The 23,773-nt window shown below is 71.6% G+C and carries 20 protein-coding genes and 3 tRNA genes; 13 read left to right on the top strand and 10 right to left on the bottom strand.

Annotated features, from left to right (window positions below):
• Positions 1 to 31 precede the first annotated feature (31 nt).
• The 5 genes from GQF42_RS22110 (at position 32) to GQF42_RS22085 (ending at position 8,424) form a co-directional block, all read left to right on the top strand.
• A complete protein-coding gene (locus tag GQF42_RS22110; protein ID WP_158922503.1) occupies positions 32 to 2,323 on the top strand; it encodes a DNA polymerase III subunit gamma and tau in 2,292 nt (763 codons plus the stop codon).
• Positions 2,324 to 2,426: 103 nt separating this feature from the next.
• Entirely contained in the window at positions 2,427 to 3,686 is a 1,260-nt protein-coding gene (gene purD, locus GQF42_RS22105; protein ID WP_158922501.1) for a phosphoribosylamine--glycine ligase, read from the top strand.
• A 276-nt stretch (positions 3,687 to 3,962) separates the two neighbouring features.
• Complete coding sequence (locus tag GQF42_RS22100; protein ID WP_158922499.1) at positions 3,963 to 5,717, top strand: hypothetical protein; 1,755 nt, start codon at positions 3,963 to 3,965, stop codon at positions 5,715 to 5,717.
• Positions 5,718 to 5,943: 226 nt separating this feature from the next.
• A complete protein-coding gene (locus tag GQF42_RS22090) occupies positions 5,944 to 7,425 on the top strand; it encodes a N,N-dimethylformamidase beta subunit family domain-containing protein (RefSeq protein ID WP_158922497.1) in 1,482 nt (493 codons plus the stop codon).
• Positions 7,426 to 7,524: 99 nt separating this feature from the next.
• On the top strand, positions 7,525 to 8,424 hold the full coding sequence (locus tag GQF42_RS22085; RefSeq protein ID WP_158922495.1) for a phosphoribosylaminoimidazolesuccinocarboxamide synthase: 900 nt from the start codon (positions 7,525 to 7,527) through the stop codon (positions 8,422 to 8,424).
• A gap of 42 nt (positions 8,425 to 8,466) precedes the next feature.
• On the opposite strand, the gene GQF42_RS22080 is transcribed toward GQF42_RS22085, so the two are convergent.
• The 8 genes from GQF42_RS22080 to GQF42_RS22045 all read right to left on the bottom strand — a co-directional run bounded on the left by GQF42_RS22080 (position 8,467) and on the right by GQF42_RS22045 (position 13,058).
• Positions 8,467 to 8,542, bottom strand: a tRNA-Gly gene (locus tag GQF42_RS22080).
• A gap of 23 nt (positions 8,543 to 8,565) precedes the next feature.
• Positions 8,566 to 9,180 (bottom strand): response regulator transcription factor, encoded by a 615-nt coding sequence (locus tag GQF42_RS22075; RefSeq protein ID WP_158922492.1) that lies wholly within the window; start codon positions 9,178 to 9,180, stop codon positions 8,566 to 8,568.
• On the bottom strand, positions 9,177 to 10,400 hold the full coding sequence (locus GQF42_RS22070) for a sensor histidine kinase (RefSeq protein WP_158922490.1): 1,224 nt from the start codon (positions 10,398 to 10,400) through the stop codon (positions 9,177 to 9,179). The genes GQF42_RS22075 and GQF42_RS22070 overlap by 4 nt, the downstream gene beginning before the upstream one ends.
• 29 nt (positions 10,401 to 10,429) lie before the next feature.
• Positions 10,430 to 11,233, bottom strand: a complete 804-nt coding sequence (locus GQF42_RS22065; RefSeq protein WP_233273783.1) for an ABC transporter permease — start codon at positions 11,231 to 11,233, stop codon at positions 10,430 to 10,432.
• Positions 11,234 to 11,253: 20 nt separating this feature from the next.
• Positions 11,254 to 12,210 (bottom strand): ABC transporter ATP-binding protein, encoded by a 957-nt coding sequence (locus GQF42_RS22060; RefSeq protein ID WP_158922486.1) that lies wholly within the window; start codon positions 12,208 to 12,210, stop codon positions 11,254 to 11,256.
• Between the two features lie 128 nt (positions 12,211 to 12,338).
• Positions 12,339 to 12,411, bottom strand: a tRNA-Gly gene (locus GQF42_RS22055).
• 79 nt (positions 12,412 to 12,490) lie between these two features.
• A tRNA-Gly gene (locus GQF42_RS22050) sits at positions 12,491 to 12,562 on the bottom strand.
• Between the two features lie 178 nt (positions 12,563 to 12,740).
• Positions 12,741 to 13,058, bottom strand: a complete 318-nt coding sequence (locus GQF42_RS22045; RefSeq protein WP_067056255.1) for a histone-like nucleoid-structuring protein Lsr2 — start codon at positions 13,056 to 13,058, stop codon at positions 12,741 to 12,743.
• Between the two features lie 310 nt (positions 13,059 to 13,368).
• Here GQF42_RS22045 and purS point away from each other — a divergent pair, with 310 nt between their 5' ends.
• From purS to purM, 7 genes are all read left to right on the top strand, one after another.
• Positions 13,369 to 13,641, top strand: a complete 273-nt coding sequence (gene purS, locus GQF42_RS22040) for a phosphoribosylformylglycinamidine synthase subunit PurS (protein WP_067056252.1) — start codon at positions 13,369 to 13,371, stop codon at positions 13,639 to 13,641.
• Positions 13,638 to 14,318, top strand: coding sequence for a phosphoribosylformylglycinamidine synthase subunit PurQ (gene purQ / locus GQF42_RS22035; RefSeq protein WP_158922484.1), 681 nt, complete (start codon positions 13,638 to 13,640; stop codon positions 14,316 to 14,318). Before purS ends, purQ begins: the two co-directional genes overlap by 4 nt.
• Positions 14,315 to 16,573, top strand: coding sequence for a phosphoribosylformylglycinamidine synthase subunit PurL (purL, locus tag GQF42_RS22030; RefSeq protein WP_158922482.1), 2,259 nt, complete (start codon positions 14,315 to 14,317; stop codon positions 16,571 to 16,573). Before purQ ends, purL begins: the two co-directional genes overlap by 4 nt.
• Positions 16,574 to 16,779: 206 nt before the next feature.
• Positions 16,780 to 17,577, top strand: a complete 798-nt coding sequence (locus GQF42_RS22025; protein WP_158922480.1) for a maleylpyruvate isomerase family mycothiol-dependent enzyme — start codon at positions 16,780 to 16,782, stop codon at positions 17,575 to 17,577.
• 65 nt (positions 17,578 to 17,642) lie between these two features.
• On the top strand, positions 17,643 to 18,068 hold the full coding sequence (locus GQF42_RS22020; RefSeq protein WP_233273782.1) for an META domain-containing protein: 426 nt from the start codon (positions 17,643 to 17,645) through the stop codon (positions 18,066 to 18,068).
• Positions 18,069 to 18,271: 203 nt separating this feature from the next.
• Complete coding sequence (gene purF, locus GQF42_RS22015) at positions 18,272 to 19,801, top strand: amidophosphoribosyltransferase (protein ID WP_158922476.1); 1,530 nt, start codon at positions 18,272 to 18,274, stop codon at positions 19,799 to 19,801.
• A gap of 34 nt (positions 19,802 to 19,835) precedes the next feature.
• Positions 19,836 to 20,909, top strand: coding sequence for a phosphoribosylformylglycinamidine cyclo-ligase (gene purM, locus GQF42_RS22010; RefSeq protein ID WP_158922474.1), 1,074 nt, complete (start codon positions 19,836 to 19,838; stop codon positions 20,907 to 20,909).
• A gap of 78 nt (positions 20,910 to 20,987) precedes the next feature.
• Here the strand turns inward: purM and GQF42_RS22005 are convergent, their stop codons facing one another.
• Together GQF42_RS22005 and GQF42_RS22000 are read right to left on the bottom strand one after the other, a co-directional pair.
• Entirely contained in the window at positions 20,988 to 21,245 is a 258-nt protein-coding gene (locus GQF42_RS22005) for a DUF3073 domain-containing protein (protein ID WP_158922472.1), read from the bottom strand.
• A 290-nt stretch (positions 21,246 to 21,535) separates the two neighbouring features.
• Complete coding sequence (locus tag GQF42_RS22000; protein ID WP_158922470.1) at positions 21,536 to 22,642, bottom strand: Leu/Phe/Val dehydrogenase; 1,107 nt, start codon at positions 22,640 to 22,642, stop codon at positions 21,536 to 21,538.
• A 211-nt stretch (positions 22,643 to 22,853) separates the two neighbouring features.
• Between GQF42_RS22000 and GQF42_RS21995 the strand changes: the two genes are divergently transcribed.
• Positions 22,854 to 23,696 (top strand): hypothetical protein, encoded by an 843-nt coding sequence (locus GQF42_RS21995; protein WP_158922468.1) that lies wholly within the window; start codon positions 22,854 to 22,856, stop codon positions 23,694 to 23,696.
• Positions 23,697 to 23,773 lie beyond the last annotated feature (77 nt).

The following is a 23,773-nucleotide window of genomic DNA, read 5'->3' as shown; positions in this document are numbered from 1 at the left end:
GTTGTCAGTGGGCGCCTATAACCTCGTATGCGTGTCGTCTCTCGCGCTGTACCGCCGCTATCGCCCGGAGACCTTTGCCGAGGTCATCGGGCAGGAGCATGTCACCGACCCGCTGCAGCAGGCGCTGCGGAACAACCGGGTCAATCACGCGTACCTGTTCAGTGGTCCGCGCGGCTGTGGCAAGACGACCAGCGCGCGCATCCTCGCCCGCTGTCTGAACTGTGAGCAAGGTCCCACTCCCACCCCGTGCGGCGAGTGCCAGTCCTGCCGTGATCTCGCGCGCAACGGACCGGGTTCCATCGACGTCATCGAGATCGACGCGGCCTCGCACGGTGGTGTGGACGACGCCCGTGAGCTGCGTGAGAAGGCCTTCTTCGGCCCCGCCGCCAGCCGGTACAAGATCTACATCATCGACGAGGCCCACATGGTCACGTCGGCCGGCTTCAACGCGCTGCTGAAGGTGGTCGAGGAGCCGCCGGAGCATCTCAAGTTCATCTTCGCGACCACCGAGCCCGAGAAGGTCATCGGCACGATCCGGTCGCGGACCCACCACTACCCCTTCCGGCTCGTTCCGCCCGGCACTCTGCGGGACTACCTCGCCGAGGTGTGCCAGAAGGAGGACATCCCGGTCGAGGACGGCGTGCTCCCGCTGGTCGTGCGCGCCGGTGCGGGCTCCGTGCGTGACTCCATGTCCGTCATGGACCAGCTCCTCGCCGGAGCGGGAGCGGAGGGTGTGACGTATGCCATGGCCACCTCCCTCCTCGGCTACACCGACGGCTCGCTGCTCGACTCCGTCGTGGAGGCCTTCGCCACCGGTGACGGCGCCGCCGCCTTCGAGGTCGTGGACCACGTCATCGAGGGCGGCAACGACCCGCGCCGCTTCGTCGCCGACCTGCTGGAGCGGCTGCGCGACCTGGTGATCCTCGCCGCCGTCCCGGACGCGGTGGACAAGGGGCTGCTCGACGCCCCGGCCGACGTCCTGGAGCGGATGCAGGCCCAGGCCTCCACGTTCGGCGCCGCGGAGCTGAGCCGCGCCGCCGACCTCGTCAACGGGGGCCTCACGGAGATGCGCGGCGCCACCTCGCCCCGCCTCCAGCTGGAGCTGATCTGCGCGCGCGTGCTGCTCCCCGCCGCCTACGGCGACGAGCGCTCGGTCATGGCCCGCCTCGACCGCATCGAGCGAGGCGTCAACTTCGCGGGCGGCGGCGCGCCCGCCATGGGGTACGTCCCCGGCCCCGAGGCCCACGGCGGCGCCCCCATGCCGTCCGTGCCGCCCGGCGGCGGCCCTGCCGCGGCCCGCGCGGCCGTACGAGCACCGGGCGGCCCGGCTGCGGCCGGTCCCGGTGCCGCCGCCCCCGGCGCTGCGGGTGCCGGTGGTCAGGCCCCGGCCGCCCCCGCACCCCCGGCCGCCCCCGCACCTACGGCTCCCGCCGCTTCCCCGGCACCCGAACCGGCACCGGCTGCCGCCTCGGCCGCACCGGCCGCCCCGGCGGCCCTCGCGCAGCCTCCGGCCGCCCCTGCTCCCGCCGCTTCGGCCCCGGGCGCCTGGCCCGCCGCCGCTCCCGCCGGAAGCGGCCGGCGCCCCGGTGGCTGGCCCACGGCCGCCGCTCCCGCGGGCGGACAGCAGGGCGATGCCCCGGCCCGGACGCCGGACCGCGCGCCCGCCCAGCCGCAGTACCAGGCAGCCGCCGCGCCGGTGGCCCAGGCCCCGGCCGCGCCCGCCGCCGTCGCGCCCGTCGGCGGCCCCGACCCCCGCACGCTCTGGCCGAACATTCTGGAGGCCGTCAAGAACCGCCGCCGCTTCACCTGGATCCTGCTCAGCCAGAACGCCCAGGTGACCGGCTTCGACGGCACCACCCTCCAGCTCGGTTTCGTCAACGCCGGCGCCCGCGACAACTTCTCCGGCAGCGGCAGCGAGGACGTCCTGCGGCAGGCGCTGGCCGAACAGTTCAACGTGCAGTGGAAGATCGAGGCGATCGTCGACCCGTCCGGCGGCTCCGCGACCCCGGTGCCGGGCGGTTCGTCCGGCTACGGCGCAGGCGGCGGCTACGGCGGCGCCCCGTCCGGCGGTGGTGGCTACGGCGCCCCGGCCGCAGCCCGTCCCGCGGCGCCCCAGCCGGGCCCGCAGACACCGGCGCCCACCCCGGCCGCCCCCGCTCCGGCCCCCCGGCCCACGGCCGCCCCGGAGCCGCCGCCCGTCGCCCCCGAGGACGACATCCCCGCGGACGACGACCCCGACCTGGATGAATCGGCCCTCTCCGGCCATGAGCTGATCGTGCGGGAGCTGGGTGCGACGGTGATGGAGGAGTTCACCAACGAGTAGCCGGCCGAGACGGGTGGGAAGCACCGGCCGGGACGACGCCTTGGAGGAAAGTCCAACAAACCCGGCCCCCGGGCTTGGGCAACCTTGCCATTAGGCTGACCCCGTGAAGGTCCTCGTCATCGGCAGCGGCGCCCGCGAACACGCCCTGTGCCGCTCCCTGTCCCTCGACCCCGACGTCACCGCGCTGCACTGCGCCCCCGGCAACGCCGGCATCGCCGAGGTCGCCGAGCTGCACCCGGTCGACGCGCTCGACGGCAAGGCGGTGGCCGAGCTGGCCACGCGCCTCGGCGCCGAGCTGGTCGTCGTCGGCCCTGAGGCCCCGCTGGTCGCCGGGGTCGCCGACGCCGTCCGTGCGGCGGGCATCCCCGTCTTCGGCCCGTCCGGGCAGGCCGCGCAGCTGGAGGGGTCCAAGGCCTTCGCCAAGGACGTCATGGCGGCGGCCGGGGTGCCGACCGCCCGCTCCTACGTCTGTGCCACCGCCGAGGAGGTCACCGAGGCCCTCGACGCCTTCGGCGCCCCCTACGTCGTCAAGGACGACGGTCTCGCCGCCGGCAAGGGCGTCGTCGTCACCGAGGACCTCGACCAGGCCAGGGCGCACGCCGCGGGCTGTGACCGGGTCGTCATCGAGGAGTTCCTCGACGGTCCCGAGGTCTCCCTCTTCGCCGTCACCGACGGCAAGACCGTCGTACCGCTCCAGCCCGCCCAGGACTTCAAGCGCGCACTCGACGGCGACGCGGGCCCGAACACCGGTGGCATGGGCGCGTACTCGCCCCTGCCGTGGGCCGATCCCAAGCTGGTCGACGAGGTGCTCGAGACGGTGCTGCAGCCGACGGTGGACGAACTGCGCCGCCGTGGCACGCCGTTCTCCGGTCTGCTCTACGCCGGGCTGGCGATCACCGGCCGTGGCGTGCGGGTCATCGAGTTCAACGCCCGCTTCGGCGACCCCGAGACCCAGGTCGTGCTGGCCCGGCTGAAGACGCCGCTGTCCGCTGTGCTGCGGGCCGCCGCCGAGGGCACGCTCGGCGACCTGCCGCCGCTGCGCTGGAGCGAGGACGCGGCCGTGACCGTCGTCGTCGCCTCGCACAACTACCCGGGCACGCCCCGCACCGGCGACCCGATCACCGGTCTGGCCGAGGTGGCCGCCGAGGACGCGCCGCACGCGTACGTGCTGCACGCCGGGACCAGGCAGGACGGCGACACCGTCGTCAGCGCGGGTGGGCGTGTGCTGTCCGTCACGGCCACCGGCGCGGACCTGACGGAGGCGCGCGAGCGGGCGTACCGGGCGGTGGGCCGGATCGGGCTGGACGGTTCCCAGCACCGCACCGACATCGCCGCGCAGGCGGCCCGGGCGGCAGGCGCCTGACCTGCCCTGCTGTCGGCCATGCCGTTCGATCGGGCCCCGGATCCACGATCCGGGGCCTGATCTTTGCTGTCTGTCACCCACCTCTGACCAAAGCCATTCCATCGAGTGACCGATCGCCCATACAGCTGACGGGGGCGTGGGCCCCAACTAGGGTGCCGCGCAAGCGTTCCGGCACTTGGCCCACCGGCATTGCGATGTCAGTGGCGGGTGCCACAGTGGGGGAGTGAGCACCACCAGGCAAGCACGGCAACGGCAGCGAGGGGGTGAGGTCGGCACGTGAGCGGAATCGGTGTGGAGGCGGGGGCGCAGGCCGCGCGTTCCCGGGCCCTCGCCGTCCTGCGGGTCCGGGGCCGGGCGTTGGGCGCGGCCCTGCTGCCCGCGGGCGCCACGGTGATCCTGCTGACCGGCGGATCCACCGGCCACCTCGTAGGCCCGGGCTGGGACGCCGCCCGCTGGGCCGTGGGGGTGCTCGCCGTCCTCGTGCTGCTGGCCGCCGCCGGCATCGCCCTGGTCGTGGCCCGGGCCCGTCCCGCCATGACGCCCACGGTGTCGATCCCGGAGGAGTCCGCCCCGGAGCTGTACCGGATGGTGCGCGACCTGGCCGACCGGCTGGACGTGCCGGCTCCGTCGGCCGTGGCGCTCACCCCGGACTGCGACAGCTGGCTGGAGGACCGTACGCATACGGCCCACGGCCCGCCGGCCCGCTCGGCGCCCGACGAGATAGCGGGCCCGCACGCCCACCGTCGCACGCCCGTCGCGCCGGTCCTGGTGATCGGCTCCCCGTTCCTGTGGTGGATGCGCGTCGGCGAACTGCGCGCGGTCCTCGCCCCGGTCGTCGCCGGCACGGGTCCCTCGGCGCACCCCGACATAGCTGCCGCCCGCCGTTTCGTACGCGGTCTGGACGCGGCACTCGCGGTCGCCTCGGCGCCCGGCCGCCGCCCGCCCGTCCGCGGGATGTGCGCGCTGCTCGGCTGGGTGTCCCGGATACTGCTGCGCGGCTGCCGGGAGCATGCGACGCAGATGGAGCGCGGGGTCGCCGCGGCGGCGGCCGAGCGGGCCCAGGCGGTCGACTACGGCCTGCGGATCGTCGCCCAGGAACAGGTCGGCCTCGCCTATGCGGGCTGGGACCGGCTGCTGACCCGGGTCGCGCTGCCCGCCTGGCGGATGGGCCGCTGGCCCTCCCGGCTGGACGCGGGCGTGGTGGCGGCGCTCACGGAGCTGTCCCGGCGCGACCGGCTGGCCGAGGGCTTCGCCTCCCGGCTCGGCGAGCGCCCCGCCTGTGACCTGCTGGAGGAGCCGGGCGCGATGGACGAGGCGGCCTCGCTGCTCGCCGCCCGGCTGTTCCACGGCGGACCCGCCGGGCCCGGCCCCGACTGGGCCCCGGTGGACTGGCAGGCGTATCCGGAGGAGGTCGTGGACCGCACCTGGCGCGCCGAGGCGGCCCGGCTGCACCGCGTCCTGGACGCGCTCGGCGTGCGCGCCGCGGTCGACCCCATGGCCCCCGACCCCGGCGGCCCCACCCTGGCCCGGGTCCTGGACCACCTCACCGAGCCGGCCGCCGTCATGCCGCACCAGGCCCCCTGCGCGGCCGTGGCACTCCCCGAGGACCTGGACGAGGACACCGATCCCGGTACGGAGCGCAGCGCGGCCCTCGCCGCCCGGCTGAGCGCGGAGCTGGCCCGTGAGGAGGCCGCGGCGCCCCGGGGCGCGACCACCGCGGACCGCGGCCTCGAGAGCGCCCTGTGGGACGACGCCGAGCTGCCCCTCTTTCCGCTGCAGCCCCCGCGCAGCGGCCGGGACCTGCTCGCCGACCACGTCACGGCGATGGTGTGCTGCGCGGCCGTCGACACCGCCGGCGCGGTTCCCGCCCTGGACTGGCTGGACGGCCCCTCCCTGCTGCTGGACGGAGAGCGGGCCGCCGACCTCACGTCCAAAGTGCTCAGCCTGATCGAGGAGGGGGACCCGGGCCCCCTGCGCGACTGGCTGGCCGAGTCCGGGATACGACCCGAGAAGCCCGTACGGCTCGTCTGAGGGATGGCGGGCACCGGAAGCTCCGACTTCCACTTCAGGTCAATTCGCAACGACTAGTGACCGAGCGCGTGCGTTATGTGATGTGCTGGGAGCGACCACCCACCTGGCAAAGGCGTGCGACATACGACAGCACGGCCGAGCCCGGCGCGTACATCCGAGCACTACGAGCACAGCGAGCACCACCGAGACAGGGCCGACACGGGGGACCTGAGGGAGGGGAGCGATCATGGCCTCGGACCACATCCGCCGCTGGGAGTCCGGAGCGCTCGCGCACGCCGTCACGGATCCTTTCGGCCAGGGCCCGGTGCCCTGGCTGCGCGGCAGTGAGACCTACTTCGACGACACCGGTCACGTCGTGCCCTGGTACGTCGACCCGAGCCGCCGGCAGCTCGCCGGCGTCGGCCCCGCCCCACGCGTGCCCGGCCCCCGCGCGGCCGACGACGTGCACCGCCAGATCAAGGGCTTCACCTCCACCGGCGCGGTCGCGCCCGGCGAGGCGATCGACTTCCGCATCACGGTCGACCCGCCGCAGGAGTTCAGCGTCGACATCTACCGGATCGGCCATTACGGAGGGGACGGCGCCGCCAAGATCACCACCAGCCCGCGTCTGTCCGGCATCGTCCAGCCCGCTCCGCTGACCGCCGACCGCACGGTCTCCTGCCACCACTGGTGGCTCTCCTGGCGCCTGCAGGTGCCCGTGCACTGGAACATCGGCGCCTACGTGGCCGTCCTGACCACCGTCGACGGTTACCGCTCCCACGTGCCGTTCACGGTCCGCGACGACCACCCCGCCGACCTGCTCCTGCTGCTGCCCGACATCACCTGGCAGGCGTACAACCTCTACCCGGAGGACGGCCGCACCGGCGCCAGCCTCTACCACGCCTGGGACGAGAAGGGCCGGTTGCTCGGCGAGGCCGACGCGGCCACCACGGTCTCCTTCGACCGGCCGTACGCGGGCGCGGGCCTGCCCCTGCACGTCGGCCACGCCTACGACTTCATCCGCTGGGCCGAGCGCTACGGCTACGACCTCGCCTACGCCGACGCCCGCGATCTGCACGCCGGCCGGGTCGACCCCACCCGCTACCGGGGCCTGGTCTTTCCCGGCCATGACGAGTACTGGTCGGGGGCGATGCGCCGGGCCGTCGAGGACGCCCGCGACCGGGGCACCTCGCTGGTCTTCCTGTCCGCCAACACCATGTACTGGCAAGTCGAGTTGGGCCCCTCCCCGGCCGGTGAACCGGACCGGCTGCTGACCTGCCGCAAGCGCAGGGGCCCCGGCAGGCCGGTGCTGTGGCGGGAGGTCGACCGGCCCGAGCAGCAGCTGATCGGCATCCAGTACGCGGGCCGGGTGCCCGAGCCGGCCCCGCTGATCGTCCGCAACGCCGGCCACTGGCTGTGGGAGGCGACCGGCGCGCACGAGGGCGACGAGATCTCCGGCCTGGTGGCCGGAGAGGCCGACCGGTACTTCCCGCGCACCCCGCTGCCCGAGCACGAGGAGCGCATCCTGCTCGCCCACTCCCCCTACACCGACAACGACGGCGTCCAGCGCCACCAGGAGACCTCCCTCTACCGCGCCCCTTCCGGAGCCTGGGTGTTCGCATCCGGCACCTTCGCCTGGTCCCCGGCCCTGGACCGCCCCGGCCATGTGGACCCCACGATCCAGCGCGCCACGGCGAACCTCCTGGACCGCATCTGCAAACGCGACTGATCCCGACGGCGGATCCGGCGGCAGCCGACCCCCCCGAACGCGGTGGACCACCGCATACGGGAGAATCGAGGCACTTGGACAGAACCACGGGGAGGAACCGTGTCCGGATTCGTAGAAAAGCCCGAGCCGATCCAGGTTCCGGGCCTGGTGCACCTGCACACCGGGAAGGTGCGCGAGCTGTACCAGAACGAGGCGGGCGACCTCGTGATGGTCGCCAGCGACCGTATGTCCGCCTACGACTGGGTGCTGCCCACGGAGATCCCCGACAAGGGCCGCGTCCTCACCCAGCTCTCCCTGTGGTGGTTCGACCAGCTCAGGGACCTGGCCCCCAACCATGTGATCAGCACCGAGCTGCCCGAGGGCGCCCCGGCCGACTGGGCGGGCCGCACGCTGGTCTGCAAGCAGCTCAAGATGGTCCCGGTGGAGTGCGTGGCCCGCGGTTACCTCACCGGCTCGGGCCTGCTCGAGTACAACGAGTCCCGTACGGTCTGCGGCCTCGCCCTCCCCGAAGGCCTCGCCGACGGCTCGGAGCTGCCCGGCCCGATCTTCACCCCGGCCACCAAGGCCGAGGTCGGCGAGCACGACGAGAACGTCTCCTACGAGGAGGTCGCCCGTCAGGTCGGTGTCGAGACCGCCGCGCAACTGCGCCAGGCCACCCTCGCCGTGTACTCCCGCGCCCGGGACATCGCCCGTGACCGCGGCATCATCCTGGCCGACACCAAGTTCGAGTTCGGCTTCGACGGCGACACCCTCGTCCTTGCCGACGAGGTCCTCACCCCGGACTCCTCCCGCTTCTGGCCGGCCGACGAGTGGCAGCCGGGCCGTACGCAGCCGTCGTACGACAAGCAGTTCGTGCGCAACTGGCTGACCTCGGCCGAGTCCGGCTGGGACAGGAAGAGCGAGCAGCCTCCGCCGGCACTGCCCGACGAGGTCGTCCGGCAGACCCGGCAGAAGTACGTGGAGGCCTACGAGCGCCTCACGGGCCTGAGCTGGAGCTAGGAAGACGAGAAGACCCCGGTCCACCGGACCGGGGTCTTCTTCTGGAGCGGACGACGAGGCTCGAACTCGCGACCTCAACCTTGGCAAGGTTGCGCTCTACCAACTGAGCTACGTCCGCAGTGCGCCGTGGCGCGAGAGCAACTATACCCAACCTCGCTCGCGTGCGAGACGCACTGCCGCATGCCGGTTTTCGGCGCCGAGTTTGGTGACGGCCGAGGAGAGGTAGTTCCGCACGGTCCCCGGGGACAGTGCGGCCCGCTCGGCGATCTCCGTGACCGGCGCTCCGTCGGCCGCCAGCTCCAGCACCTCGGCCTCCCGGGCGGTCAGCGGGGAGTCCCCGGCGGAGATCGCGTCGGCCGCCAATTCCGGGTCGACGTAACGGTTTCCGGCGTGCACGGTGCGGATGATCTCGGCGAGCCGCTGGGCGCTGACGGTCTTGGGGACGAACCCGCGCACTCCGGCCGCGAGCGCCCGTTTCAGGTGGCCGGGGCGTCCGTGCCCGGTCACGATCAGCACCTGGCAGCCGGGCAGTTCGGTGCGCAGGGATGTGGCGACCTTCACACCGTCGGCGCCCGGCATCTGCAGATCCAGCACGGCCACATCGGGTGCGTGGGCCCGGGCCATGGCGAGTGCCTCGGGCCCGGTCGCCGCCTCCGCGACGACCAGGAGATCGTCCTCCAGCGACAGCAGCGCGGCCAGGGCGCCCCGGATCAGATGCTCGTCGTCGGCGAGCAACAGCCGTACCGGAGTGCTCATGATGTGACTTCACTCACTTTCTGCTTCAGCGGCACCTCGGCCACCAATCGGAACCGGTCCCCTTCGACGGCCCCCGCCTGCAGCGTCCCGTCCAGGGCGGCCAGCCGTTCCCGCAGCCCGGTGAGCCCGGAACCCCCACCCCCGTCGGGGGTTCCGGACACTCCGTCGTTCTCCACCGTCAGCACCACACGCCCCTCAAGCACCCGCAGGCACAGCGTGCACTGTCCGGCATCGCCGTGCCGCAGCACGTTGGTGGCGGCCTCGCGCACCACCCAGCCGAGCGCGGACTGCACGTCGGCGGGCAGTCCCGCCGTCTCGGCGCTGACCTCGCAGCCGATCCCGGCGGCCGTCAACACGCCCTGCGCACCCGCCAGTTCGGCCCCGAGATCGGCCTCCCGGTAGCCGCGTACGACCGCCCGCACCTCGCGCTGCGACTCGTGCGCGACGCGCTGCACCTCGATCATCTGCTCCTCCGCCTCCGGCCGCCCCCGCCGGGCCAGTTGGACGGCCAGTTCGCTCTTGAGCGAGATCACGGAGAGGTTCCGCCCGAGGACGTCATGCAGATCGCGCCCGAACCTGAGCCGCTCCTCGGCGACGGCGAGCCGGGCCCGGGTCTCGCGGGCCTCATCGAGTTCGTAGACGGAGTCGAGCAGCCACACGGAGAACAGGCAGGTGATGGCAAGGAATCCGGCGCACAGGAACACCAGGAACGCCGTGACCACCGCGAGCGGCCAGGCGGCGCCCAGCGGCAGGGACAGCACTCCGGCACCGACGGCGAAGCCGGAGACGATCGCGAGCATCTGCCGCCGGCCGCGGACGCCGAGCGTCAGCATGCCCCCGCCCCAGGACATCAGGCCGCCGTAGACCGTGCCGACGGCCTCTCCGGTGCCCCGGCCGACCGGCCCGTACCGGTGCACCGCGAGGACGGCCACCGCCAGGACGACCGTGACGGTGCCCAGCGTCCACAGGGCCCGCGCCGGCCGGGCCCGACGGCCGCGGGTCCAGTCCAGGGCCTTGGCGGAGGTCACCGTGGTCACCACCGCGTGCCCGACGACCATGGCGAACAGCCAGCCCGCGAGCCACGGCGGGATCTTCCCGGTCAGGGACCCGCTCATGCCGGAGATCTCCACGACGGAGAAGAAGTAGAACGACCAGCGTGTGTACGTCTCCACCTGCTGCGGTCGGCTCTTGCCCCGCCACCAGCCCCGCGGCCCGCCCATTCCCGTGTCCCCCTGTCACGCCCCGTGTCTCACCGCCGCGGCTCCCAGCGGAACCACCGACGTCCAGCAAACACCGCCACGATCGTCCAGGCCAGCGCGGTCGCCAGGGCGCCGAGGGCTTCGTGGCCGCTCAACCGGCCGGTCCAGCCGCCGTGGACCAGCCGGATCGCGGCGGACAGCGGCAGCAGTTCGCAGACCGAGGCGAGCCGGTCGGGCAGGGCCTCGGCCGGGATCGCGATCCCGGAGCCGAGCATCGACACGAACATCAGCGGCAGCGCGGTGACCTGCCCGCTCTCCACGGTCCGGGTGAAGGAGGCGGTGAGCGCGGCGAGCCCGGCACTGATCAGGAGCCCGGCCAGCAGCCCCGGCAGCAGCAGATACGGCGCCTTGGGCGCGCCGGTGCGCAGCAGGGCGGCGCACGCGGCGGACACCACCACCGCCTGGGCGAGTCCGATGCCGACCGCGGGCAGCGCGGTGCCGGTGAGGATCTCGGTGTCGGAGAGTTCGCCGGTGCGCAGCCGCTTGAGGACGAGTTCCTCCCGGCGGGCCACGAAGGCGTTGACCAGCGAGGTGTAGACGGCGAAGAGGAAGGAGAAGCCGATCGCGGCCGTCAGCATGGTCGTACCGAGGGTCAGGCCCTGCTTCTTCAGATCGACGTGCGAGAGCGCGGGCCGCACGCTGAACGGCAGGACCAGCGGCACGAACAGCGCGGTGAACACGACGCCCCGGTTACGGCCGAGCAGCGCCATCTCGGCCCGCCCGAGCGCCCGCAGCCGCCGCCAGGCCTGTGCACGGGCGACGCCGCCCGCCTGCGCTCGCGCGGTCCGCGCCATGCCCTCCACCCGGACCCCGCTCATGCCGCCACCTCTCGTACCTGTTGCCGTGCCTGCTCGCGGGCGATCCCGAGGAACGCCTCCTCCAGCGAGGCGGAGCGCACGTCCAGCCCGCGCAGTTCGACCCCGGTCCGCTCGGCCCAGGCCAGTACCCGGGTTGCGGTCCGCTGGAGTCCGGTGGTCCGCAGCCGTACGACCCTTCCGTCGGTCTCGTGGCCGCAGACGCCGAGTTCGGCGAGCGGCGGCAGATCGCCGAGGAAGTAGCCGTCGGGTAGTTCGAAGGACATCCGGGAGGGGCGGCCGGCGGTCACCTCGGCCGGGGTGCCGGAGACGGCGATTCGGCCCTCGTGCAGGATGGCGAGCCGGTCGGCGAGGCCTTCGGCCTCCTCCAGATAGTGCGTGGTGAGCAGCACGGTCGTACCGGTGTCGCGCAGGGCGCGCACCAACTCCCAGGTGTCCTGGCGGCCTTCGGCGTCGAGCCCGGTCGTCGGCTCGTCGAGGAAGAGGACCTCGGGGTCGCCGAGCAGGGCGAGCGCCAGATCGAGCCGCCGCCGCTCACCGCCGGACAGCTGCTTGACCCGCACCTCGTGCCTGCCGGTGAGCCCCACCCGCTCCAGCACCTCCGCCTCCGGCCGCGCACCGCTGGTGCATCCGGCCCACATTCGGGCGGTCTCGGCGACGGTCAGCTCGGCCGGGAACCCGCCCTCCTGGAGCATGACCCCGGTGCGCGGCCGTACGGCGGCCCGCTCGCGGTACGGGTCGTGGCCGAGGATCCGGATACGGCCCGCGGCGGGTGCGGTGAGTCCCTCCAGCAGTTCGACCGTCGAGGTCTTTCCCGCGCCGTTGGTGCCGAGCAGGGCGAAGATCTCCCCGCGCGCCACGGAGAAGGAGATTCCGCGTACGGCCTCGAACCCGCCCCCGTAGACGCGCTTGAGGTCGGTGACCTCAATCACGTGTTCGTGTTCGTCGTAGTACATGCAGCCAGCGTCCCGGCGGCGGGAGCGGTTCGGCAGTGCGCGGTGTCATCGGCCGGCATGACAAATGTCAGGGGAACACCGGGGCAACGAAAAGACCCCGGTCCAGAAGGACCGGGGTCTCATTCCCGAGCGGACGACGAGGCTCGAACTCGCGACCTCAACCTTGGCAAGGTTGCGCTCTACCAACTGAGCTACGTCCGCACTGCCCCCGACCGGCTCCCACCGATCGGTGCGAGCACCAGCCTACCTGATCCACAAGAGTGGTCGTGACCGGTGCCAGAGCGGGTGACAGGAATCGCACACTGCGCCTTCCCCCTGGAAGGGGGATGTTCTGCTACTGAACTACACCCGCATGGTCCTCGGGGTTTGAGCCTTTCGGCCTCGCCCCTCGGCGTGCTCCAGACATTAGCTGATCAGCAGGGGGGTTGCGCAAGTCGGATCCCCCGGGACCCCCGCGGCGGCCCGCCGACGGCCAAGTGCACGGCCCCCAGGGCCCGCTGACGGACCCTGAGGGCTGCCCCTTCGCGGGCTCACTGCGCGGCGCTGAAGGCCTCGTAGACCTTCTTGGGGATGCGTCCGCGGGCCGGGACGTCCATCTTGTTGGCCTGGGCCCAGGCGCGGACGGCCGCCGGGTCGGGGGCGACCTCCGTCTGCTTGTACGCCTTCCCGGACCGGGACCGCTTACGGCCGGCCTCGACGTAGGGCGCGAGCGCCTTACGCAGTTTTTTGGCGTTGGATGCGTTGAGGTCGATCTCGTACGACTTGCCGTCGAGTCCGAAGGCGATCGTTTCCGCCGCTTCCGAGCCGTCGATGTCGTCAAAGAGAGTGACCACGACCTTTTGCGCCACGAATATCGGTCCCTTCGTGCGGCACGTCGATACAGCTCATCGCCGAGGACGTGCCGAGTATCGGCTATTGCCAATTCATTTGTACAGTGCCCGGCAATGGAAAGTGAAGCCCGACTAAATCCGTCTGCGTGTCCCAGTGCAATAGGCGGACCGGACGGACTGTGGAACTTTCCCAGAACTTTTCGCGACCGCACGGCTTCGACACCCGATCGTGATGCGCCTCACGTAGTTTCCTCCAACTCTACCCGCGTAGAAATTTTGTGCGGGTAGTCTGAAGGAACCTGCTCAGCACCACACACCGGGAGTGCCAGTGGCACGCGTCGTAGTCGACGTCATGCTCAAGCCGGAGATCCTCGACCCCCAGGGCCAGGCGGTCCAGCGTGCGCTGCCGCGCCTGGGTTTCGAAGGGATCTCGGACGTACGTCAGGGAAAGCGATTCGAACTGGAAGTTGACGGGCCGGTTGACGAGGCCGCTCTCGCCCGCATCCACGATCTTGCGGAATCCTTCCTCGCCAACACCGTGATCGAGGACTTCACCGTCAAGGTGGAAGAGGCCGCGGAAGTCGCGGAGGCGGCCAAGTGACCGCTCGTATTGGCGTCGTCACTTTCCCCGGGAGCCTGGACGACCGGGACACCCGGCGCGCGATCCGCCTCGCGGGCGCCGAGCCGGTCGCTCTGTGGCACAAGGACAAGGACCTCAAGCAGGTCGACGCCGTGGTGCTGCCCGGCGGTTTCTCCTACGGCGACTATCTGCGGGCCGGTGCCATCTCCCGGTTCTCGCCGGTGATGGAGTCCGTGATCGAGCAGGCGAAGGCCGGCCTGCCGGTCCTCGGCATCTGCAACGGCTTCCAGGTCCTCACCGAGGCCCACCTCCTCCCGGGTGCGATGCTCGGCAACGACCACCTCCACTTCATCTGCCGCGACCAGAAGCTGCGGGTGGAGAACGCGGAGACGGCCTGGACCGGCGACTACCGCCAGGGCCAGGAGATCCACATCCCGCTGAAGAACATGGACGGCCGCTACGTCGCCGACGAGTACACGCTCGACAAGCTCGAGGCGGAGGGCCGTGTGGTCTTCCGTTACGTGGACTTCAATCCGAACGGCTCGCTGCGGGACATCGCCGGCATCACCAACGAGGCCGGCAACGTCGTCGGCCTCATGCCGCACCCCGAGCACGCCGTCGAGCCGCTGATCGGCACCGGTCGTACCGACGGTCTCCCCTTCTTCACCTCGATCCTCAAGAAGCTGGTCAACGCATGAGCCGGACGCCTCTGGACACGGTCGAGCACGCGGCCGCGACCCCCGACGTCGAGCTGCCCTGGGCCGAACTCGGCCTGAAGAAGGACGAGTACGAGCGGGTGGTGGAGATCCTCGGCCGCCGCCCGACCGGCGCCGAACTCGCCATGTACTCGGTCATGTGGTCCGAGCACTGCTCCTACAAGTCCTCCAAGGTCCACCTGCGCCAGTTCGGCGAGAAGGCCCCCGAGAACGACGCCCTGCTCGTCGGCATCGGCGAGAACGCGGGCGTCGTGGACGTCGGCCAGGGCTACGCGGTCACCTTCAAGGTCGAGTCGCACAACCACCCGTCGTACGTGGAGCCCTACCAGGGCGCGGCCACGGGTGTCGGCGGCATCGTCCGCGACATCATCGCGATGGGTGCCCGCCCGGTCGCGGTCGTGGACCCGCTGCGGTTCGGCGCCGCCGACCACCCCGACACCAAGCGTGTCCTGCCGGGCGTCGTCGCCGGCATCGGCGGCTACGGCAACTGCCTGGGCCTGCCCAACATCGGCGGCGAGGTCGTCTTCGACTCCTGCTACCAGGGCAACCCGCTGGTCAACGCCGGTGCCATCGGCGTGATGCGGCACGAGGACATCCACCTCGCGAAGGCATCCGGCGCGGGCAACAAGGTCGTCCTGTACGGCGCCCGGACCGGCGGCGACGGCATCGGCGGCGCCTCGATCCTGGCGAGCGAGACCTTCGACGACGCCAAGCCCTCGAAGCGCCCGGCGGTCCAGGTCGGCGACCCCTTCCAGGAGAAGCTCCTCATCGAGTGCACCCTGGAGGCCTTCCGCGAGAAGCTCGTCGTCGGCATCCAGGACCTCGGCGCGGCGGGCCTGTCCTGCGCCACGTCCGAGCTGGCCTCGAACGGCTCCGGCGGCATGCGCGTCACCCTGGACGACGTACCGCTGCGCGACTCCACGCTCTCGCCCGAGGAGATCCTCATGAGCGAGTCGCAGGAGCGCATGTGCGCGGTGGTCGAGCCGGAGAAGGTCGACCGTTTCCTGGAGATCTGCGCCAAGTGGGACGTCATCGCCACCGTGATCGGCGAGGTGACCGACGGCGACCGCCTCGAGATCTACTGGCACGGCGGCAAGATCGTCGACGTCGACCCGCGGACCGTCGCCCACGAGGGCCCGGTGTACGAGCGCCCGTACGCCCGCCCGGACTGGCAGGACGCCCTGCAGGCGGACGACGCGAACAAGCTGCCCCGGCCGTCCTCGGGCGAGGAGCTGAGGGACCAGGTCCTCAAGCTGGTCGCGTCGCCGAACCAGGCCTCCAAGAAGTGGATCACGCAGCAGTACGACCACTTCGTGCAGGGCAACACGGTGCTGGCCCAGCTCGAGGACTCGGGCATGATCCGCATCGACGAGGAGAGCGGCCTCGGCGTGGCCATCGCGACCGACGGCAACGGCCGTTACGCCAAGCTCGACCCGTACACGGGCGCGCAGCTGGCGCTGGCCGAGGCCTACCGGAACGTGGCCACCACGGGCGCGAGGCCGCTCGCGGTCTCCGACTGCCTGAACTTCGGCTCGCCCGAGGACCCGGCCGTCATGTGGCAGTTCGCGGAGGCGGTGCGCGGTCTGGCGGACGGCTGCCTGCAGCTCGGCACCCCGGTGACCGGCGGCAACGTCTCGCTCTACAACCAGACGAGCGAGGCGGCCATCCACCCGACCCCGGTCGTGGCGGTCCTGGGCGTCATCGACGACGTGGCCCGCCGCACCCCGGTCGCCTTCCAGGAGGAGGGCCAGCTGCTCTACCTCCTCGGCGACACCCGCGAGGAGTTCGGCGGCTCGGCCTGGTCCCAGGTGGTCCACGACCACCTCGGTGGCCTGCCCCCGAAGGTCGACCTGGAGCGTGAGCGCCTGCTGGGCGAGATCCTGATCTCCGCCTCCCGCGACGGCATGATCGACTCCGCGCACGACCTGTCCGACGGCGGTCTGGTCCAGGCCGTGGTCGAGTCGGCCCTGCTGGGCGGCAAGGGCGCGCGTCTGGTCGTCCCGGACGGCCTGGACGCCTTCACCTTCCTGTTCTCCGAGTCGGCCGGCCGTGCGATCGTCGCCGTGCCGCGCTCGGAGGAGGTCCGCTTCAACGACATGTGCGGTGCGCGGGGCCTGCCGGCCACGCGTATCGGTGTCGTGGACGGCGAGTCGGTGGAGATCCAGGGCCAGTTCGAGCTGCCGCTGGCCGAACTGCGCGAGGCGCACGAGGGGACGATCCCGGCGCTGCTGGCGTAGCCGACTCAGGGAAGCTCCCGTAAGCCCCCGCCCGGACTCGCGTCGGCGGGTGGGGGCTTCCCGGCCCGTCGGTCGCTCGGCGGAGGGGGCTCCGAGGCGGTTCCGGCGCCGTCCGGAGCCGCCGCCGGTCCGCTGTGCCGGTCCGGCACTCGGCCCGCCGGAAAACGGCCTGAAGGACCGCGCGGCGAAGGCATAGGCTCACCGCCATGCCCCCGGCCAAGAAGCGCGCCCGTACCTACGACCCCGCGAAGACACGCGCCGCCGTCCTCGCCCAGCTCGGCAACGTCCGTGAGGCCGTGCGCGGTCTCGGCCCCGAGCAACTCGCCCTGGCCACCCGGCTCGGCGAGTGGACCGTACGCGACCTGATCGCGCACATCGGCATGGCCGTGACCGCCGTGCACCGCGCCCTCGGCCTGCCCGCTCCGCTGCGGCAGGACGCGACGGTCGTGCGGTGGCCGTTCGCCACCACCGTCAACGCCTCCGCCATCGACGCGTTCACGCGGGGTCTCGCCGCGGAGCACCCCGATCTCGACGCCTACCTCACCGACGTCGACGCGTCCTTGCGCACACTCCTTGCCGAACATCCGGGCAGCCGGCTGCTGGAGACCAACGCGGGCGCGCTTCCCCTGGACGACTACCTCGTCACCCGCGCCGTCGAACTCGTCGTCCACACCGACGACCTCAACGCCGCCGTTCCCGGCCTGGACGTGCCGTTCGACCGCCAGGCCCTGGCCACCACCACCCGGCTGCTCGCCGACGCCCTCGCCGTGAAGGCGCCCGGCGGCTCCACCGAGGTGCGCGTGCCGCCGTACGCCGTCGTGCAGTGCGTCGAGGGCCCCCGGCACACCCGCGGCACCCCGCCGAACGTCGTGGAGACCGACCCGCTGACCTGGATCCGGCTCGCCACCGGCCGTGTGAGCTGGCCGGACGCCGTGGCGCAGGCCAAGGTGAGCGCCAGTGGGGAGCGGGCGGACATCGGACCTGTGCTGCCGCTGATGTCCTAGCGGAACCGGCGTGACCGGGCCGACGTCGAATCACCATGAACCGGTACAAGCAGCGCTTGACCCTGATGCTGACCGCCGTACTCGTCCCGCTCACGGTGGCCTGTGGCACCGGAAGGGCGGACAGTGGTGCGGTGAGTCCTGGGCAGCAGGTGACCGGCGTCGACTGGCGGGTCGACAGCCTGACCGTCGGCGGTACGATCCGGCACGCGCCCGCCACCGCCCACCTGCGCATCGACGCGGACGGCAGGGCGGCCGGCAACCTCGGCTGCAACCAGTTCAGCGCCCGGGCCACCGTGCAGGGCGACCGGATCACCCTCGGTGACCTGCGCACCACCCGGATGGCCTGCGCCCCGGACCGGATGGACTTCGAGCGTGCCTTCGCCCGCGCACTGACCACCGGCACGCTGGTCGCCCGGGGCGACGACCGGACGCTGACGCTCACCGACGGCGACGGCGACCTCGTGCACCTCAGCCGTCACGCCTCCGGTTGATGTGCGACGAACCTCACTCGTGCATACGGCAAACCCGGGTGCACACGCCGCCCGAGGTTCCCCCGATGACCGTCCCGTTCCGGCTGCCACCTCGCTGACCTGCGTAAATCAAGAAAGCGCCAAGGTGATCCGCAGACAGTGATCCGTTACGGTCGCGTATCCCCAATTCGGACCAGTGGTCGACCTCGCCTACACTCGGAGCCGTGCCACGTGGTGACGGTCGACTCAATCACGATCTGCTCCCCGGCGAGAAAGGCCCCCAGGACGCGTGTGGCGTCTTCGGTGTCTGGGCTCCGGGCGAAGAGGTCGCAAAGCTCACGTACTTCGGGCTCTACGCCCTCCAGCACCGGGGTCAGGAATCCGCGGGAATCGCGGTCAGCAACGGCTCCCAGATCCTCGTCTTCAAGGACATGGGCCTGGTCTCCCAGGTCTTCGACGAGACCTCGCTCGGTTCGCTCCAGGGTCATATCGCGGTCGGACACGCCCGCTACTCGACCACCGGCGCCTCCGTGTGGGAGAACGCCCAGCCGACGTTCCGTGCCACCGCGCACGGCTCGATCGCGCTCGGCCACAACGGCAACCTGGTCAACACGGCGCAGCTCGCCGAGATGGTCGCCGCGCTGCCCAACGACAACAACAGCCGCTCCACCCGGGTCGCGGCCACCAACGACACCGACATGCTGACGGCCCTGCTCGCCGCCCAGGTCGATGACGACGGCAAGCCGCTGACCATCGAGGAGGCCGCGCACGCGGTGCTCCCCAAGGTGCGTGGCGCCTTCTCGCTCGTCTTCATGGACGAGCACACCCTCTACGCCGCCCGCGACCCGCAGGGCATCCGCCCGCTGGTCCTCGGCCGCCTGGAGCGCGGCTGGGTGGTCGCCTCCGAGACCGCCGCCCTGGACATCACCGGCGCGAGCTTCGTGCGGGAGATCGAGCCGGGCGAGTTCGTCGCCATCGACGAGAACGGTCTGCGCAGCTCGCGATTCGCGGAAGCAAAGCCCAAGGGCTGTGTCTTCGAGTATGTGTACCTGGCCCGCCCGGACACCGACATCGCCGGCCGGAACGTCTACCTCTCCCGGGTGGAGATGGGCCGCCGGCTCGCCAAGGAAGCCCCTGCCGAGGCCGACCTCGTCATAGCGACCCCGGAGTCCGGTACCCCGGCCGCCATCGGCTACGCGGAGGCCTCCGGCATCCCCTTCGGCGCCGGTCTCGTGAAGAACGCCTACGTCGGCCGGACCTTCATCCAGCCCTCGCAGACCATCCGCCAGCTGGGTATCCGCCTGAAGCTGAACCCGCTCAAGGAAGTCATCAAGGGCAAGCGCCTGGTCGTCGTCGACGACTCCATCGTGCGCGGCAACACCCAGCGCGCCCTGGTCCGCATGCTCCGCGAGGCCGGCGCCGCCGAGGTCCACATCCGGATCTCCTCGCCGCCCGTGAAGTGGCCCTGCTTCTTCGGCATCGACTTCGCCACGCGCGCGGAACTGATCGCCAACGGGATGACCATCGAGGAGATCGGCACCAGCCTCGGCTCCGACTCGCTCGCGTACATCTCCATCGACGGCATGATCGAGGCGACCACGATCGCCAAGCCGAACCTGTGCCGCGCCTGCTTCGACGGCGAGTACCCGATGGAGCTGCCGGACCCCGAGCTGCTCGGCAAGCAGCTGCTGGAGACCGAGCTGGCCGCCGGGCCCGCCGCCACGGCCGCGGCCGACGCCATCCGTCGCCCGTAAGCCCCGTAGAAACCAACCCGAAAGATCCCAGGCAATGTCTGAGAGCCGTTCCACCGGTGCTTCCTACGCGGCTGCCGGAGTCGACATCGAGGCGGGCGACCGCGCGGTCGAGCTGATGAAGGAGTGGGTGAAGAAGACCCGGCGCCCCGAGGTCCTCGGTGGCCTCGGCGGCTTCGCCGGCCTCTTCGACGCCTCCGCCCTCAAGCGCTACGAGCGCCCGCTGCTCGCCTCCGCCACGGACGGCGTCGGCACGAAGGTCGACATCGCGCGCCGCATGGGCGTCTACGACACCATCGGCCACGACCTGGTCGCCATGGTCATGGACGACATCGTGGTGTGCGGTGCCGAGCCGCTGTTCATGACGGACTACATCTGCGTCGGCAAGGTCCACCCCGAGCGCGTCGCGGCCATCGTGAAGGGCATCGCGGAGGGCTGTGTGCTCGCGGGGTGCGCCCTGGTGGGCGGCGAGACGGCCGAACACCCGGGCCTGCTGGGCGCGGACGACTTCGACGTCGCCGGCGCCGGTACGGGTGTCGTGGAGGCCGACCGGCTGCTCGGCGCGGATCGCATCCGTAAGGGTGACACGGTGATCGCCATGGCGTCCTCCGGTCTTCACTCGAACGGGTACTCCCTGGTCCGCCACGTGCTGCTGGACCGCGCCGGCCTGGCCCTGGAGGCCGAGGTCGCCGACCTCGGCCGCACCCTCGGCGAGGAGCTGCTGGAGCCCACGAAGATCTACTCGCTGGACTGCCTGGCGCTGACCCGCACCACCGATGTGCACGCGTACTCGCACATCACCGGCGGCGGTCTCGCGGCCAACCTGGCCCGCGTGATCCCGGACACGCTGCACGCCACGGTCGACCGCTCCACCTGGACCCCGGGCGCGATCTTCGACCTGGTCGGCAGGACCGGCGACGTCGAGCGCCTGGAGCTGGAGAAGACCCTGAACATGGGCGTCGGCATGATGGCGATCGTCCCTCAGGACTCCGCCGAGGTGGCCCTCACGACTCTGGCCGACCGCGGGGTCGAGGCCTGGGTGGCCGGTGAGATCACCGAGCGTGGCGAGAAGACGACCGGCGCCGAGCTGGTCGGAGACTACTCCGCCTGATCCGGCGGGCGGTGACCGTGCGGAAAGCACAGAAACCGGTCGGTGGCTCTGCCACCGACCGGACTGGTCACTGCAAGGTCAAGCGCCGCGACGGTGCTGTTGGTGAGGATCCTTCTCGTCCTCATCCTCGTCGTCGTCCTCGTAGAGGTCGGCGTAGCGAGAGTAGAGATCGTCCTCGTCGTTCTCATCGTCCTCGAACGGCTCGCCGTTCGGCGGCTGGCTCGAAGTCGATGCGCCCAGTTCACTGGCCAGACGTGACAGGTCAGTCCCACCGCTGTTGTACTTCAGCTGGCGGGCGACCTTTGTCTGCTTGGCCTTGGCCCGGCCGCGCCCCATGGCTCGACCCCCTCGGTGACGGGGCTCGACGGCCCCAGAGTCTGACACGCGTTCATGATCCGGAACGGACTCTCCGCAGAGAGGCCGGTCCGTAGGGCTTCCACGGTACCTGAGCCCGCGCCCCTACGGTACGTCGCCCGCAGCACGCGCGTGTGCACAGGACCCTCGAGGCACCTCGTCCTTGCTGGTCAGTGGCGATTTTAACCACTTATCGGGGAACGACCCGCCGGTGGAAGTGAGAGTTCTCTCTAAGTTCCCGCCGACGGGTACCGCTCATGTGTGCGATCGGTTCATCCTGCCGTACGGCCCGCTCGGGCCTCGGCCATCCGCTGCTCGGCGATCCGGTCGGCCGCGGCGGCCGGCGGAATCCCGTCTTCCTTCGCACGTGCGAATATGGCCAGCGTGGTGTCGAAGATCCTCGCCGCCTTCGCCCTGCACCGGTCGAAGTCGAACCCGTGCAGCTCGTCGGCGACCTGGATGACTCCGCCCGCGTTCACCACGTAGTCCGGCGCGTAGAGGATCCCGCGGTCGGCGAGGTCCTTCTCCACGCCCGGGTGCGCGAGCTGGTTGTTGGCGGCGCCGCACACCACCTTGGCGGTGAGGACCGGCACGCTGGCGTCGTTCAGGGCGCCGCCGAGCGCGCAGGGCGCGTAGATGTCGAGCCCCTCCGCCCGGATCAGCGCCTCGGTGTCGGAGACCGCCGTCACGCCCTCGGGGTACTGGCCGAGGATCCGCTCGACGACGTCGGTGCGCACGTCCGTGACGACGACCTCGGCGCCCTCGTCCCGCAGGTGCTTCACCAGATGGTGACCGACCTTGCCGACACCCGCGACGCCGACCTTGCGGTCCCGCAGCGAGGGGTCGCCCCACAGGTGCTGGGCGGAGGCGCGCATGCCCTGGTAGACGCCGAAGGCGGTGAGCACCGAGGAGTCGCCGGCGCCGCCGTTCTCCGGGGAGCGGCCGGTGGTCCAGCGGCACTCGCGGGCCACGACGTCCATGTCGGCGACATAGGTGCCGACGTCGCACGCGGTGACGTAACGCCCGCCGAGCGAGGCGACCATGCGGCCGTAGGCGAGCAGCAGTTCCTCGGTCTTGTCGCGCTGCGGGTCGCCGATGATCACGGCCTTGCCGCCGCCGTGGTCGAGGCCGGCCATGGCGTTCTTGTACGACATCCCGCGGGCGAGGTTGAGCGCGTCGGCGACGGCCTCGGCCTCGGTCGCGTACGGGTAGAAGCGCGTTCCGCCGAGGGCCGGGCCCAGGGCGGTGGAGTGGATGGCGATCACGGCCTTGAGGCCGCTGGCGCGGTCCTGGCAGAGCACGACCTGCTCATGGCCGCCCTGGTCCGAGTGGAACAGGGAGTGCAGGACATCAGCAGACGCGCCGGTTACGTCGGTCACTGTGGTGACTCCTGTGTAAATAGCGGCGAGTGGGGTGGACCCCGTGCGGGTGGCGGGGTGCCGTGGCATGAGCGTAGAGCCTCGGCCCGATCACCATCCGCGCAGTGTTCAGGATCACTCTCGCGTGCCTCTCGCGCACGCATGTACGTGGGACGATTTGCAGTGGTTTTGCAGCGGTTTTCGAGCCGGGCCCGATGGGGAGGGAGCAGGCGTGCCGAAGGTGTCCTCCGTGGTCGTCCCCTATGCCGCGTACCTGCGCGTGTACGAGCCGCTGGGCGCCTTCCCGGAGCCGGAGCGCAGCCACTGGGCGCGCTACGCACGCCGCTGCGACCGCCCCTCCTACCAGGACGAACTGCGCCGCTCGCTCGCCGACTTGCTGCCCACCCCGCCGGTCGCGGTGCCGGTGCACGAGAGCAGCGACGCCTTCGTGCTGGAGGCCGACGGCGTGGTCTGCGTGTGCCCCTGGCGGACCCGGCTGCGCGGCTGGCAGGCGCTCGGCGAGCTGGTCGAGGAACTGCCCGCGGCGGTACTGGACGCGGTACTGCCGCCGGTCGTACGCCGCCAGGCCGCCCAGGACTACGAGCGCTGGCTCGCCCGCAACCCCGATGCCCGCCCGTGGATCCGCACGGCGACCTGGCAGGTGCCGCTCAACTGGTTCGTGCTGGTCTCCGACGAGGAGCGGCGCTACGAGAAGGGCACCGCCGAGGTGCCCCCGCTGCTGCGCTACCGCACGCCCATGGTGCAGGCCCGGCGCCGGGGGGCGCGGGCCCTGCGCACGCTCAAGGACACCGTCGAGGAAGGCCCGCTGATCGACGGCCTGGTGGACGTCGGCCGCTGGTTGGAGGAGTTCCACCCGCGCTCGCTGGTGGAGCTGGACTACGGCGGCCTGGTGCACGTGCTGCCGGCCGGCGAGTTGGAGGGCGACCATTCGGCGGCGGACGTGGCCGACGGCATCGAGGCGCTGCGCCGGGGCGACGGGGCGGCTGCCGGAGAGGCGTACGGGCGGCTCGTGGAGCGCTGGCGGTCGGTACGGGACCGGCGCTCGGCGAACTGAGCGGTACCGGCCCATGGCCTGAGTGACGTACGTCACGATCCAAAACGTCGTCGAACGGCATACGGTCTACCGCACTT

It is taken from the genome of Streptomyces broussonetiae (genome assembly GCF_009796285.1).
Lineage (GTDB): Bacteria > Actinomycetota > Actinomycetes > Streptomycetales > Streptomycetaceae > Streptomyces > Streptomyces broussonetiae.
The sequence above is the reverse complement of the archived record's forward strand: the minus strand, read 5'-3'. Positions and strand labels throughout refer to the sequence as shown.

Excerpts from the sequence above, each read along its gene's own strand:
- GQF42_RS22090 (WP_158922497.1), top strand. The coding sequence starts at position 5,944 with ATGGCCTCGGACCACATCCGCCGCTGGGAGTCCGGAGCGCTCGCGCAC.
- GQF42_RS22075 (WP_158922492.1), bottom strand. The coding sequence starts at position 9,180 with ATGAGCACTCCGGTACGGCTGTTGCTCGCCGACGACGAGCATCTGATC.
- GQF42_RS22070 (WP_158922490.1), bottom strand. The coding sequence starts at position 10,400 with ATGGGCGGGCCGCGGGGCTGGTGGCGGGGCAAGAGCCGACCGCAGCAG.
- GQF42_RS22065 (WP_233273783.1), bottom strand. The coding sequence starts at position 11,233 with ATGGCGCGGACCGCGCGAGCGCAGGCGGGCGGCGTCGCCCGTGCACAG.
- GQF42_RS22060 (WP_158922486.1), bottom strand. The coding sequence starts at position 12,210 with ATGTACTACGACGAACACGAACACGTGATTGAGGTCACCGACCTCAAG.
- purL (WP_158922482.1), top strand. The coding sequence starts at position 14,315 with ATGAGCCGGACGCCTCTGGACACGGTCGAGCACGCGGCCGCGACCCCC.
- GQF42_RS22025 (WP_158922480.1), top strand. The coding sequence starts at position 16,780 with ATGCCCCCGGCCAAGAAGCGCGCCCGTACCTACGACCCCGCGAAGACA.
- GQF42_RS22020 (WP_233273782.1), top strand. The coding sequence starts at position 17,643 with ATGCTGACCGCCGTACTCGTCCCGCTCACGGTGGCCTGTGGCACCGGA.
- purM (WP_158922474.1), top strand. The coding sequence starts at position 19,836 with ATGTCTGAGAGCCGTTCCACCGGTGCTTCCTACGCGGCTGCCGGAGTC.
- GQF42_RS22005 (WP_158922472.1), bottom strand. The coding sequence starts at position 21,245 with ATGGGGCGCGGCCGGGCCAAGGCCAAGCAGACAAAGGTCGCCCGCCAG.